This is a genomic window from Streptomyces sp. NPDC056987 (assembly GCF_042673865.1).
Lineage (GTDB): Bacteria > Actinomycetota > Actinomycetes > Streptomycetales > Streptomycetaceae > Streptomyces.
Map to the genome: position 1 here is coordinate 96,247 of NZ_JBHURV010000015.1, position 13,603 is coordinate 109,849.

11 protein-coding genes are annotated in these 13,603 nt (G+C 69.7%); 4 read left to right on the forward strand and 7 right to left on the reverse strand.

What is annotated here, in order from left to right; all coding sequences use genetic code 11:
- Window positions 1-157: 157 nt before the first annotated feature.
- Both typA and ACFTZC_RS19370 read right to left on the reverse strand, forming a co-directional pair.
- A complete protein-coding gene (typA, locus tag ACFTZC_RS19365; protein WP_382891231.1) occupies window positions 158-2,032 on the reverse strand; it encodes a translational GTPase TypA in 1,875 nt (624 codons plus the stop codon).
- A 422-nt stretch (window positions 2,033-2,454) separates the two neighbouring features.
- The gene (locus tag ACFTZC_RS19370) at window positions 2,455-4,962 is read right to left on the reverse strand and encodes an ABC transporter family substrate-binding protein (RefSeq protein ID WP_382891233.1); all 2,508 of its coding nucleotides are present in this window, start codon (window positions 4,960-4,962) and stop codon (window positions 2,455-2,457) included.
- 367 nt (window positions 4,963-5,329) lie between these two features.
- On the opposite strand from ACFTZC_RS19370, the gene ACFTZC_RS19375 reads away from it, so the two are divergent.
- The 4 genes from ACFTZC_RS19375 to ACFTZC_RS19390 all read left to right on the forward strand — a co-directional run bounded on the left by ACFTZC_RS19375 (window position 5,330) and on the right by ACFTZC_RS19390 (window position 9,274).
- Complete coding sequence (locus ACFTZC_RS19375) at window positions 5,330-5,560, forward strand: hypothetical protein (RefSeq protein WP_382891235.1); 231 nt, start codon at window positions 5,330-5,332, stop codon at window positions 5,558-5,560.
- 122 nt (window positions 5,561-5,682) lie between these two features.
- The gene (locus tag ACFTZC_RS19380) at window positions 5,683-6,516 is read left to right on the forward strand and encodes a hypothetical protein (protein ID WP_382891236.1); all 834 of its coding nucleotides are present in this window, start codon (window positions 5,683-5,685) and stop codon (window positions 6,514-6,516) included.
- Between the two features lie 50 nt (window positions 6,517-6,566).
- Window positions 6,567-8,465 carry a fumarate reductase/succinate dehydrogenase flavoprotein subunit gene (locus tag ACFTZC_RS19385; RefSeq protein WP_382891237.1) on the forward strand — a complete coding sequence of 633 codons (1,899 nt, stop codon included), beginning with the start codon at window positions 6,567-6,569 and terminating at the stop codon, window positions 8,463-8,465.
- Window positions 8,462-9,274 (forward strand): succinate dehydrogenase/fumarate reductase iron-sulfur subunit, encoded by an 813-nt coding sequence (locus ACFTZC_RS19390; protein ID WP_382891239.1) that lies wholly within the window; start codon window positions 8,462-8,464, stop codon window positions 9,272-9,274. Before ACFTZC_RS19385 ends, ACFTZC_RS19390 begins: the two co-directional genes overlap by 4 nt.
- Before the next feature lie 36 nt (window positions 9,275-9,310).
- Here the strand turns inward: ACFTZC_RS19390 and ACFTZC_RS19395 are convergent, their stop codons facing one another.
- From ACFTZC_RS19395 to ACFTZC_RS19415, 5 genes are all read right to left on the reverse strand, one after another.
- Window positions 9,311-10,525 carry an IS701 family transposase gene (locus tag ACFTZC_RS19395; protein ID WP_382891241.1) on the reverse strand — a complete coding sequence of 405 codons (1,215 nt, stop codon included), beginning with the start codon at window positions 10,523-10,525 and terminating at the stop codon, window positions 9,311-9,313.
- Window positions 10,526-10,661: 136 nt separating this feature from the next.
- Window positions 10,662-11,852, reverse strand: coding sequence for an MFS transporter (locus ACFTZC_RS19400; RefSeq protein ID WP_382891243.1), 1,191 nt, complete (start codon window positions 11,850-11,852; stop codon window positions 10,662-10,664).
- Window positions 11,853-11,957: 105 nt separating this feature from the next.
- The gene (locus ACFTZC_RS19405) at window positions 11,958-12,764 is read right to left on the reverse strand and encodes a class I SAM-dependent methyltransferase (RefSeq protein ID WP_382891245.1); all 807 of its coding nucleotides are present in this window, start codon (window positions 12,762-12,764) and stop codon (window positions 11,958-11,960) included.
- 45 nt (window positions 12,765-12,809) lie between these two features.
- A complete protein-coding gene (locus ACFTZC_RS19410; protein ID WP_382891248.1) occupies window positions 12,810-13,169 on the reverse strand; it encodes a YybH family protein in 360 nt (119 codons plus the stop codon).
- On the reverse strand, window positions 13,166-13,528 hold the full coding sequence (locus tag ACFTZC_RS19415) for a nuclear transport factor 2 family protein (RefSeq protein WP_382891250.1): 363 nt from the start codon (window positions 13,526-13,528) through the stop codon (window positions 13,166-13,168). The genes ACFTZC_RS19410 and ACFTZC_RS19415 overlap by 4 nt, the downstream gene beginning before the upstream one ends.
- Window positions 13,529-13,603: the final 75 nt, after the last annotated feature.

The window sequence follows — 13,603 nt, forward strand, 5'->3', positions numbered from 1 at the left end:
CGAATTGACGAACGGCCCGCCCCACCGCGCTTCCGCGGGGGCCGGGCCGTCGTCCTGCGTACGGGCTCTGGTCCTGATGACGTAGCCGATCAGGACCGCGCGTCAGCCGTAGGTCGTGCTTGTCGGCCGTCGACCGTGTTGGCCTGCCGTTCGGCCGTCAGCCGTGCTTGGCGCGCGAGGCGGTACGGCCGCGCTGCTTCTGGTCCAGGACGACCTTGCGGATACGGACCGTCTCCGGGGTCACCTCGATGCACTCGTCGTCGCGGCAGAACTCCAGGGACTGCTCCAGCGACAGCTTCCGCGCCGGCACCACGTTCTCCGTGGTGTCCGCGGAGGCGGCACGCATGTTGGTGAGCTTCTTCTCCTTGGTGATGTTCACGTCCATGTCGTCGGCGCGCGAGTTCTCGCCGACGATCATGCCCTCGTACACCTCGGTGCCGGCCTCCGTGAAGATGACGCCGCGCTCCTGGAGGTTGACCATCGCGAACGGCGTCACCGAGCCCGAGCGGTCGGCGACCAGCGAGCCGTTGTGCCGGGTGCGCAGCTCGCCGAACCACGGCTCGTGGCCCTCGAAGATGGAGTGGGCGATGCCGGTGCCGCGGGTCTGGGTGAGGAACTCCGTACGGAAGCCGATGAGCCCGCGGGAGGGCACGATCCACTCCATGCGGATCCACCCCGAGCCGTGGTTCGTCATCGTCTCCATACGGCCCTTGCGGGTCGCCATGAGCTGCGTGATGGCGCCGAGGTGCTCCTCGGGGGAGTCGATCGTCATGCGCTCGATCGGCTCGTGCGTCTTGCCGTCGACCTGCTTGGTGACGACCTCCGGCTTGCCGACGGTCAGCTCGAAGCCCTCGCGGCGCATCTGCTCGACCAGGATGGCCAGCGCCAGCTCACCGCGGCCCTGCACCTCCCAGGCGTCGGGGCGCTCGGTGTCGAGGACGCGCAGCGAGACGTTACCGATCAGCTCGCGGTCGAGGCGGTCCTTGACCTGGCGGGCCGTGACCTTGTGGCCCTTGCCGCCCTTGCCGACCAGCGGCGAGGTGTTGGTGCCGATGGTCATCGAGATCGCGGGCTCGTCGACCGTGATCAGCGGCAGCGCGACCGGGTTCTCGGGGTCGGCCAGCGTCTCGCCGATCATGATGTCCGGGATACCGGCGATGGCGCAGATGTCGCCGGGGCCGGCCTTCTCGGCGGGCTTGCGGGTCAGCGCCTCCGTCATCATCAGCTCGGTGATGCGGACGTTGGACATCGTGCCGTCACGCTTGATCCACGTGACGGTCTGGCCCTTCTTCAGCTCACCCTGCTCGACGCGGCAGAGCGCGATACGGCCGAGGAAGTTGTCGGCGTCCAGGTTGGTGACATGGGCCTGGAGCGGCGCGGCCTCGTCGTACTCGGGGGCCGGGACATGGGCGAGGATCGTGGAGAAGAACGGCTCCAGGTTCTCGCTGTCGGCCGGGACCGTACCGTCCTCGGGCTTGGTCAGCGAGGCGACGCCGTCCCGCGCGCAGGCGTAGACGATCGGGAACTCGATCTGCTCCTCGGTCGCGTCCAGGTCCAGGAAGAGGTCGTACGTCTCGTCGACGACCTCGGCGATCCGGGAGTCGGGGCGGTCCGTCTTGTTGATGCAGAGGATGACGGGCATCTTCGCCTGGAGGGCCTTGCGGAGCACGAAGCGCGTCTGCGGGAGCGGGCCCTCCGACGCGTCGACGAGCAGCACGACGGCGTCGACCATCGACAGACCGCGCTCGACCTCGCCGCCGAAGTCCGCGTGGCCGGGGGTGTCGATGATGTTGATCGTGATGGGGTCGCCACCCGACTTCGGGTGGTACTTCACCGCCGTGTTCTTGGCGAGGATCGTGATGCCCTTCTCACGCTCCAGGTCGTTCGAGTCCATCATCCGGTCGTCGAGGTGCTCGGCGGCGTGCGCGGCGAAGGCGCCGGCCTGCTTCAGCATGGCGTCGACCAGAGTGGTCTTGCCATGGTCGACGTGGGCGACGATGGCGACGTTACGGATGTCGTGGCGCGTGGGCATGCTGGCTGGCGCTTCTCTCGATCGTGGGTGCGGCGTTGTTTTCCTCGTACGCCCGCCGGGCGGACACGCCACGGCTCTTCCATCGTACGGGGCCACGGCGTATGGGGCTTCCCGGCCCGATCGGAGAGGCCTGAATCACGGTGATGCGGGGTGTGAGCGGGGTCTGCGGAGGGTGTGAGCGGGTCTGCGCGGGGGTGCTCGCGGGGTGTGCGCAGGGATATGGAGGGGTGGGGCGGCGCTACGGAGGGTGGAGAAGCCCGGGTCGGGGACGGGAACGAGCTTGCCCGCCGGGGTGGCCGGCGGGCAAGTGAATTGATGGGTATCTGAGCTTACGAAACGGCGCTGACCTGGTACTTCTCCGCTGTGTGGGCGCCGCCTGCCGTTTTCTTCCGGCGCGTGCGCTCTGTCTTCCGGCGCGATTCCTACTTCTTCTTGCCGCCGTCCGGTCCGGAGGCTCCGGGCTCCTCCCACCCGACGTCCTCGTAACGCGGGGCGGCGAAGCCGAAGGCGCCGGCGTTCACCAGCCCCGGCTTGACGGCCACGAGCTCGGGGCGCTGGTAGAGGGGGATGGAGCCGGCCGCGGCCCAGATCCGGGCGTCGGCCTGCCGTACGAGATCACGGGACTTGTCCTCGTCCAGCTCCGCGACGGCGCGGTTGAAGAGCTGGTCGATGTGGTCCGTGCCGACCCGGGTGTAGTTCTGCTCCACCAGCAGCGATCCGTCACTGGCGGGCACGGGCTTGGCGTAGATCGGCCGGCCGTCGGTGGCCGGGTAGGGGCTGGCGGGCCAGGAGTAGAGCGCCAGGTCGTAGTCGCCGGAGGCGATGTGGTCCTTGAAGTAGCTGTCGTCGGCGACCTTGGTGATCTCCGTGCTGATCCCGACGCGGTCGAGCATCCGCGAGATCCGCTCGCCGACGGCGCGCAGCGACTCGGTGCCCTCGCCCGCGGGGAGGACGAAGCGGAGGGTGAGGGGCTTGCCGTCCTTGCCGAGCGGGCCGCCCACCGGGGCGGGCGAGCCGGAGGGGGAGGCGGAGGCCGCGGGGGCCGCCGTGCCGCGCGGGGCGTAGGCGCCCGCCATGCCGCCCGGCCGGTCCTGGCTGTCCTGGGCGGCCTGCACCGCCTGCCGCGCGGTGTCCGTGTCGTCGACGGCGGCGGCCTGGCGCAGCAGCACCGTGCCCTGGAAGGCGGCGGCGGGCGCGGGCGCGAGGATGTGGGTGGCGGACTCGGGGCGGGGCGCCCGGTGTCCCGGCTTCCCGTGTCCCGGCTTCCCGTCGTCGCCGACGATGTACGTGCCCTCGTCGGTGGCGGCGTCGTCGGCCGCCTCGCGCTCCCTCTTCTCGGCCGCCGCTTCGGCTTCCTGGTCGCCTTGGTCGCCTTGGTCGCCTTCCCGGTCGGCCTCGGGTCCGGCGCCCTGGGCGGCGCCGTGCTCGGCGCGCTTCTCGTCGGTCGTCGACTCGTCGGACGTGCCCGAGGACTCGCCGTCCTCGTCGTTCTCCCCCGCGCCCTTCTTCCGCTGTCCCGCGCTGCCCGCCTTCGTGCCGTCCGGCTTCTCCACCGCGCCGGCGGGCGTCCACCCCGCGTCGGCCAGCAGGGCCAGCGCCTCGTGCGTGTCCTGCTTGCCGAGCGCGCGGCTGCTGTCCGCGTACGCCTGCTGCCCGACCAGTGCGAGATGGCTGCCCGGCGGCTCGGCCGGCAGGTCGAGCGGCTTGAGTACGGTCTGGGCCAGCTCCTTGCGGTCGAGCGCGCGGGCGACGGCGCGCCGTACCCGCTCGTCGGCGAGCGGTCCCGACTCGCCGTTCAGGGCGAGCTGGGTGTAGGCGGGCTCCAGCGACTTGCGGACGACGATGCCGCTCAGCCCGCGCTGTTCCTCCGCGTACCGGCGGACGGCCTCGGCGTTCTCCTTCCTGGCCTCCCGCGCCAGCTCCGCCTTCTCGTCGTCGGAGCCGTGGGCCAGCGCCCAGGAGCGGAGTGCGGAGGCCGGGGTGATCTCGGCGCCGGGGCCGTGCGTGAGCGGCTCGCTGCCGGCCGCCTTCTCCTTGATCGCCAGGGCGATACGATTCGCCTGGCCGCTGTCGATCTCCGCGAGATCGAGCTTCCCCGCGGCGAGTTCGGCGGCCCGCTTGTCGCGCGGTACGGCGCTCAGCACGAGCGAGTCGAGCATGGCGGGCTGCCCCCACCAGCGCGGGTCGCGGACGAGGGTGATGTCCTTGGCCTTGCGGTCCACCTTCTTGACGGTGAAGGGGCCGGCCGTCTTCTTCAGGGCGGCCCTGGCGCCGTCGTTGAACGCGTTCGGCTTGCCCGTCACCTCTTTGGGATAGAGCGGGGTGAACAGGGACTTCCAGTCGGCGTAGGGCTTGTTGAAGGTGACCCGCACCTCCAGGTTGTTCGCCCCGCGCTCGATCTTCTCGATCCGCTCGTAGCCGGCGTTGCGCGCCGTCCAGTACGAGGAGTCCTTGCCGCGCAGCGCGCGCCACTGCGCCACGAAGTCCGGTGCCCCGATCTCCCGGCCGTCGCTCCACACCGCCTGCTGGTTGAGCTTGTAGAGCACGACCTGCTTGGGCTCGCGCTCGACGATCTTGGCGGATTCCAGATAGTCGGGGTTGCGCTGCGGCCGGCCCGCCTTGTCCATCCGGAAGAGCGAGGGAAGTACGGCGTCGGCGACCCGGCCGGTGGCCGCGTCCGCGTCGGCCTGGAAGGCGTTGAGGGTGGCGGGCATGGTGTCGATCGCCCAGCGCACGGAGCCGCCGTGCTTGATCCGGTCCCGCTTGGTGGGGGCGATGTCCGGGGCGGCGGCGGCCGAGGGCTCGCTCCCGTCCTTCTCCGAGGTGCATGCGGACAGGGTGGGCAGGGCGAGCACACCGGTGGTCAGAAGCGCGACGGAGCGGAGCGTTCGGGAGCATGTCCTCCCGCGTGGGGCACCGACGTGGGACATGACTTGTACCTCTTCGTCCTGTTTGTGGAATTTAGAGATGATCACACCTATTGCCCACTCACTGAAGTGGACGGGGCGGGGGCGGGGGCGCAGACACGTCGGCGTGCGCCGCGAATCCCACCCGCACGGCGCAACGCGCCCCGCGCGGACCCGGGGCACCGGGCGCCGGGCGCGGGCCGGGAGGCGGGCGCCGCGCACGCCGGGAGCGCGGGCCGCGGGCCCCGATCCCGAAAAGGCCCGCCGACGCCTTCACAAGCGGGTGTGTGACGCGCGACACTCGCAGCCGCACACAGAGAGCGTCCGAGGGGTCACACAACCCCCAAGGACCCCCGCATGCCACCGGCGATCGTGGAAGTGAGGGCAACTCATGTCCCTGCAGGACGAGATGGCGGCGGTCAGACGCCGCCTCGACGATCTGGTCTCCACGGTCGAGCGGCTGGAACGCGAACTGGCCCACGCCCGCGAGCACGGGCCGCCTCCGGAGCCGGCCGACCGCGTCAGCGATCTGGTGACCATCCCTGACACCCCGTACAACGCCGCGCTGTGGACGGACTCGGACGACGAGGGCCTGGGCGTACGCGACCGACGCGCCCCCTGAGCACCACGCGCCCGCCTCAACCGCACCGCGAGGCACCGCAAGGCAAGGCACCTCACCATCTCCCCCAGCCTCCGCCCCGTCACCCGCCCTCCCACCGGCCCCAGTAACGCGAGGAGACCTCGTTGGCCACCGGTACTCAGCCCCCGGCCTCCGGCACGGACGCGCCGCGCGGTGTGCGCGGCGCCTCGCGCGCCGCCATCACGGCCCGCCACCTGCGGACCGACCGCTGGTGGCTCTCGCCCGCGCTGACCGCCGCCGGGCTCTTCGCCTTCATCGTCTACTCGACCTGGCGCGCCTTCGCGAACAGCGACTATTACGCGGCGCCCTACGTCTCGCCGTTCTACTCCCCATGTCTCGCGGAGAGCTGCGTCCCGATGCGGGGCGGCCCCAACTGGGAGCTGTTCGGCAGCTGGTGGGGGCTCTCGCCCGCGCTGCTGATCCTGATCTTCCCGCTCGGCTTCCGGCTGACCTGCTACTACTACCGCAAGGCCTACTACCGGGGCTTCTGGGCCTCGCCGCCCGCCTGCGCCGTCGCCGAACCGCACGCGAAGTACACCGGGGAGACCCGCTTCCCGCTGATCCTCCAGAACATGCACCGGTACTTCTTCTACGCGGCGGTGCCGGTCGCCGGGATCCTCTCGTACGACACGGTCCTCACGTTCCGCGACGAGCACTACGCCTGGGGCCACATGGGCCTCGGCACGCTGCTCTTCCTCGTCAACATCGGGCTGATCTGGGCGTACACCCTCTCCTGCCACTCCTGCCGGCACATCATCGGCGGCCGGCTGCGGCACTTCTCCAAGCATCCCGTGCGCTACCGGCTCTGGAGCTGGGCCGGAAAGCTGAACCACCGCCACATGCAGCTCGCGTGGGCCTCGTTGATCAGCGTCGCGCTCTGCGACTTCTACGTCTATCTGCTGGCCACCGGCGTCTTCGACGATCCGCGCTTCTTCTAGCCACTGCGAACAGTCACTCCGAACCGTCACTCCGAGGTGAGCCTTCAGACATGACGCAACTGGAACGCCGGCCCTGGGACGTCGTCGTGGTGGGTGCGGGCGGGGCGGGGCTGCGCGCCGCCGTCGAGGCGCGCGAGCGCGGCGCCCGTACCGCCGTCATCTGCAAGTCCCTCTTCGGCAAGGCCCATACGGTGATGGCCGAGGGCGGGATCGCCGCCTCCATGGGCAACGTCAACGCGGGCGACAACTGGCAGGTGCACTTCCGCGACACCCTGCGCGGCGGGAAGTTCCTCAACCAGTGGCGGATGGCCGAGCTGCACGCCCGGGAGGCGCCCGACCGGGTCTGGGAGCTGGAGACCTGGGGCGCGCTGTTCGACCGTACGCCCGACGGCAGGATCTCCCAGCGCAACTTCGGCGGCCACGAGTATCCCCGGCTCGCCCATGTCGGCGACCGCACCGGCCTCGAACTGATCCGTACCCTCCAGCAGAAGATCGTCGCGCTCCAGCAGGAGGACTTCGAGGAGTACGGCGACTACGAGGCCCGCCTGAAGGTCTACCAGGAGTGCACGGTCACCCGGATCCTGAAGGACGACGGCGGACGGGTCGCCGGGACCTTCTGCTACGAGCGGGAGTCCGGCCGGTTCTTCGTGCTGGAGGCCCCGTCGGTCGTGCTCGCGACGGGCGGCATCGGCAAATCCTTCAAGGTGACCTCCAACTCCTGGGAGTACACGGGCGACGGCCACGCGCTGGCGCTGCTCGCCGGGGCGCCCCTGCTGAACATGGAGTTCGTCCAGTTCCACCCCACGGGGATGGTCTGGCCGCCCTCCGTGAAGGGCATCCTCGTCACGGAGTCGGTGCGCGGCGACGGCGGGGTGCTGCGCAACTCCGAGGGCAAGCGGTTCATGTTCGACTACATCCCGGACGTCTTCAAGGAGAAGTACGCGGAGTCCGAGGAGGAGGGCGACCGCTGGTACGAGGACCCGGACCACAACCGCCGCCCGCCCGAACTCCTCCCCCGCGACGAGGTGGCCCGCGCCATCAACTCCGAGGTCAAGGCGGGCCGCGGATCGCCGCACGGCGGGGTCTTCCTCGACGTCTCGACGCGGATGCCCGCCGAGGTCGTACGGCGGCGGCTGCCGTCGATGTACCACCAGTTCAAGGAGCTGGCGGACGTCGACATCACGGCCGAGCCGATGGAGGTCGGGCCGACCTGCCACTACGTGATGGGCGGGATCGCCGTGGACTCGGAGACCGCGGCCGCGGCCGGGGTGCCGGGGCTGTACGCGGCGGGCGAGGTGGCCGGCGGCATGCACGGCTCCAACCGGCTCGGCGGCAACTCCCTTTCCGACCTGCTGGTCTTCGGCCGGCGGGCGGGGCTCTACGCCGCGGAGAACGCCACCGGGGCCGCCACGCGCCCGGTCGTCGACGAGGCGCAGATCGAGGCGGCGGCGGCCGAGGCACTGCGCCCCTTCCACGCGGAAGGAGCCGAGGGCGGGGCGGGGCCGGCCGAGAACCCGTACACCCTGCACCAGGAACTCCAGCAGACGATGAACGACCTGGTCGGCATCATCCGGCGGGAGGCCGAGATGGCCCAGGCCCTGGAGAAACTCGCCGAACTGCGCGAACGGGCCGGCCGCGCCGGGGTGGAGGGGCACCGGCAGTTCAACCCCGGCTGGCACCTCGCGCTCGACCTGCGGAACATGCTGCTGGTCAGCGAGTGCGTGGCACGGGCGGCCCTGGAGCGCACGGAGAGCCGGGGAGGCCACACCCGGGAGGACTGGCCGGGCATGGTGCTCGACTGGCGCCGGATCAATCTGTACTGCCGCCTCGCGGACGGGGGTATCGCGCTGGACCGGCGCACGACCGAGCCGATCCGGCCGGACCTGCTGGCGCTGTTCGACAAGGAAGAGCTGGTCAAGTACCTCGCCGAAGAGGAGCTGCACGAGTGAGCACAGAGACGGGCGCGGGTACGGGAACGGGCGGGACTGCCTCGTCGTACGAGGCGAAGTTCCGCCTCTGGCGCGGCGACGCGGACGGCGGGGAGCTGACGGACTTCGCCGTCGAGGTGAACGAGGGGGAGGTCGTCCTCGACATCATCCACCGCATCCAGGCGACCCAGGCGCAGGACCTCGCGGTGCGCTGGAACTGCAAGGCGGGCAAGTGCGGTTCGTGCAGCGCGGAGATCAACGGCCGGCCCCGGCTGATGTGCATGACCCGGATGTCCGTCTTCTCCCGGGAGGAGACGCTCACGGTCACCCCGCTGCGCGCCTTCCCGGTGATCCGGGACCTGGTGACGGACGTGTCCTTCAACTACGCGAAGGCCCGGGAGGTCCCGGCGTTCGTGCCGCCACCGGGGGTGGCCGCCGGCGCCTACCGGATGCAGCAGATCGACGTGGAGCGCTCGCAGGAGTTCCGCAAGTGCATCGAGTGCTTCCTGTGCCAGGACACCTGCCATGTGGTGCGCGACCACGAGGAGAACAAGCCGGCGTTCGCCGGTCCGCGCTTCCTGATGCGGGTGGCCGAACTGGACATGCATCCGCTGGACGCGGCCGGGGAGTCGGGCCTCGACCGCAAGCGGACGGCGCAGGACGAACACGGGCTGGGGTACTGCAACATCACCAAGTGCTGTACGGAGGTGTGCCCCGAGAACATCAAGATCACCGACAACGCGCTGATCCCGCTCAAGGAACGCGCGGCGGACCGGAAGTACGACCCGCTGGTGTGGCTGGGCAACAAGATCCGGCGCCGGGAGGCATAGCCAGGTAGGTCCGAGGGAGCGTCACCCGAGCCGAACTCAGCCGGACGCCGCCTCAGGTGTTCTGCGGGACGACAGGTCTGCCGGTTCGCCGGAGAACAGGGCGACCGCGTGTGCTACTGCCGCGAGTGTGGCGTGACGGTTCCAGCCGCCGTAGGAACGGCCCGTGAAGTCACGTATACCGAGATGTGAGGTGATGCGCTCGGTAGCGTCGTTGGTCCGGTGCGAGAGAGAGGTCAGGGACAGCAGGTTGCCGTGGGTGGCGTCGAGCATGTTCGTGAGCCATACCTCCTCGGGGTTCTGTCCGGTGTCCGTCCGCGTGCGGAGCAGGAGCAGGTCGTACGGCTCGTCGTGGCCGTCCGAGCGGTCGCTCCTGTCGGGGTCGTACGGCGGGCGAACACGGACGGCTGTGACCGGACCGCGCGTCGGCTCCTCGGTACCGGGCTCCGTTCTTGACGTCCGCGGTGTTTGTTCCGGCGAGGGGTACAGGAAGCCGCCGCGGAGTCCCTCGGCCTCTGCCAGGATCCGGTGGGTGGACAGCGGGCCGGTTCCGAGGCCGGGCAGGGCAGGATCGACGGCGGTGAGCTGCATGCTGCGGTATGCCCTGACCAGGAACGGCACCTGGGCCGAACGCAGCCGGTGGACCGCCTTGGCGGTGTCGCTGCCGCACACATCCATCACCACCGGCAGCCGCGCCCGCAGTTCGGCCGGCAGACCGAGGTAGGCCGCGACGGCGCATTCCACCGGGGTCTCGGGCGTGTAGCTGCCGGGGATCTGGGCTCGGGCCCGCCGCCGGTCGTCCTGGAGCCACTCGGGCGGCAGCACCAGCCGCCAGGTGAGCGGGTAGCACATCGATGGAGAGGCGGCCCACAAGCCGACAGCGTACTGGGCGTTGAGGTCTTGCCCACGCCCGGGAAAGAAACGTTTATGTACCCCGACGGTGCCCTCCCCTTCCCTGGGCATGACCAGAGTCCGCAGCACCCACCCCTGTGGCGGTGCCACCGCCATCAGAGTGTCGGCCAGCGCGCGGGACACGCTCGTCCAGTCCCAGGTGGAACTGCTGATGAAATGGTGCAGGCTCTGTTCGAGCCCGGGGACTCCCAGGGAAGCCGCCATGTTCCGGAAGGACTTCCGCCCCCGGGTGGTCAGCAAGCCCCGCACATACGTCAGGGCCATCCTGCGCTGGTCACTACGCGGCAGTGAGGCGAAGAGCGCGGTGCCCAAGTCGGTGAGCAGTTCGTCGTGGCCGGACATGGCCTCCCCCCTGGGGTCATGCGGAGACGGGCGCGGAATGCTCGGGCTTGCCGATCATGCGTGCTCCCTTCCGCTCGTGTCGGAGTGGAAGGGAACACGCAAGGTCATGAACCCGGCGGGTCGTACGACGGCCGGGTCACGACACCGTTGTCTCCGTCCCTGTCTGGGCGCCCTGGGGCGCCTGTGCCGGCTTCGGTGCCTTGAACGCCCCGGCGCCCCCGAAGACGGCCGCGGAGATGATCAACGCCAGTACGGTGAACCCGGCGACGCCCTTGAAGCCGTCGAACTCTGTCAGAAGCACACCGCCGGCCAGGCCTCCGACGGTGGTTCCCGCGTACAGGGCGGTGGTCGACAGCGACGACACCGTGCCGCGTGCGGCCGTCGTCCGGGACAGCAGCATGGCCATGAAGATCGGGTAGCCGAGGCCGAGCACGGCCGATCCAGCAGCGAGGCCGGCGATGGCCAGACCCAGGTTGGGTGCGAACGGCACGGCCGTGTAGATGACGATCAGTCCGGTGAACACCACTGCCAGCGTGCGGTGTTCACCGATCCGGCTGATGAGACGGCTACCGAAGACGGAGGTGATCGCCATACCCGTGCCCAGGGCCATCATCGCGGCGCCCACGGCACTCACTCCCAGGCCGAAGTCCTTGTCCAGCCAGGAGCCGATGAATGAAATGGTCTCGAACACGCCCATCTGGTAGATGAAGTAGGCCACCAGGTACCAGGTGAAGGTCGCGGACCGGAACAGTTCGGCGTAGGTGCCGAGGATCCCGGTGGCCGCACCCTGTGTCCGGGCGGACGGCACGGACGGGAAGACCCGCCACAGCAGCAGCCAGGCGATGACGGAGAGACCGGCCACCACGAAGAAGGGCGTGTGCCACGAGACGGCGGCCAGCCAGCCGCCGATCGGGACACCGACGACCTGCGAGATGGACATGCCCGCGCCGGCGATGCCCATGGTCTTCATGATCGACTCGGGTGCCACAAGGACGGGGATGGACGCCCAGATCTGCGGGGTGACGAGCGCCGCGAACATACCGGCCAGGAACCGGAAGAGGAGCATCGTCCACAGACCTTGCGCCACACCGCACAGCGCGGTGGCAGCGGCGAACCCCGCGAAGCCGAGCAGAAGCACCCCCCGCCGGTCACGGCCGTCCGACAGCGGGCCGGCCACCAGGGCGAAAAGCGCGAACCCCAGTGCGTAGGCACTGACCATCCACCCGGAGACGCTGGTGGACACATCGAATTCCGCGGCCAGCGTGGGCAGCATCGGGGCGACCAGAAACGTGTCGGTTCCGATGACGAACATGGTCGCGAACGACATCCACGCGATGACCGCGCTTGACGCGGGGGCACGACCGTGTGTCGTGCTCGGTGCCTGTGTCACGGCTTTCCTTCCACATTGCTTGAGTCTCTGGGGCCTCAAGGCTCAGTTGGCCGCGGTTCGCCGGCCCCAGCTGGAATAGATGAAGGTCGATACGTCAGGAGCCGGACCGCTTTCCACCAGGGCGCGTGCCTGGGCGATCTGCTCCTCGGTGACAAGGCCGGCGTCGACAAGACTCGGACCGCTCTGGAGCAGCCGGATGCGCAGCAATTCGTCCTGCACGGCGTCGACCCCCAGACCGCCCGGAGTGACCGCCCACCCGACGGAGGCGCAGCCGGCCGCCGCGAGCAGGGCCGGGGTGCGGCGGGCCCACGCCAGATCGATGCCTTGCGCGGCAAGGGCGGTCAGCCATGCCTTCTGCACCCGTCGCCACTCCGGGTACGGGGAGTCCTCAGCGGGAAGGAAGTAGACGTCCTCCAGGACGAGCCAGCCGCCGGGGGCGAGCCAGCGCACGGCTCTGCGGAGGACTTCCTCGCGCTGCGGAAGGTGCATGAACACCGCTCGTGCGTGCACGAGGTCGAAGGATCCGGGTGCGAAGTCCTCCTCGTTGACATCCATGTGCCGCACGGTCAGTTGTGGTGCGCGGTCCGCGTCGAGGAACCGAGGGTCGATGTCGGCGGCGACGACGCTGCCCTGCGGCACCCGGTCGGCGAGCCAGTAGGCGATGGAACCGGCGCCCGCGCCCAGTTCCAGGCAGCGCCAGGTCGGGGAGATGTCCAGTTGCTCCAGGATGCCGACGGTGCCCGGGTCGTAGGTCTGCTCCAGCAGCCGCAGCCGGGTTGCCTCGGTGGGCAGGTCCTTGTTGAGCAGACCCGAGGTGTATGCCTCGGCGGTCAGGGTGGTCTCGCTCATCGCGTGGTGCGCCCTTCTGGTCGTGAGGTCCGCGGTCACAGCTGGTCAGGCGGAGTAGCCGGACGAGTGGAGGATGCGCAGCCAGGTGCCGTCGGGCTGGAGCCGGGCCACTTGGTAGCGGCCGGTGCTGTGGTCCGCCGGCACCGTCGACGTGAGCGCCAGGTCGCCGTGGCGCAGGGTCGGCAGCGCCTCCTCCATTTCGTAATGGGTCTGGGCCCGGAGCATCTGTCCGAATGCCTTGCGTATCGCCTCACGGCCGACGATCGTGTTGCCGATGGGAAAGGCCATCACGGCATCGGGCTCATAGAGCTCCGCGAGTCCCTCGGCGTCTCCGGAATTCGCCAGTTCAACCCAGATCCGGGCCAGATCCTCGGGGGTCTTTGCACGTTCACGCGCAGTGGTCACGGGATGTTTCCTTTCTCCAGCAACGCTCGGGGGTCGTAGACCGCGCGAATGGCGGTGATCCGGCCTTTCTCGACGTGTATCCAGTTCGCCACCTCGGTGGGCGCGGCAATCGTGGTGTGCAGGTCGAGCCAGGTCACGACGTCGGCTCCGGAGGCGAAGACCTTTCGGATCACGAGATCGGTGGTGATGGAGGCCATCCGCGCCAGGGAGTCCCGGCAGGCGTCCGGGTTGTCGAGCCGTGCGAGCGGACCTGTGTAGGAGAATTCCTCATCGGCCAGCAGCGATCGAAGTGCGGTGAAGTCTTTGGCGCGCCACGCCCCGAAATAGGCGGTCGCCACCTGTTCGGCGTTATCAGCCATGACATCTCCTTGGTTTTCCGCAACGTTCCTCCGCATGCGCGAACACACTTATCGGACCCGAACGCGGAGGCATGT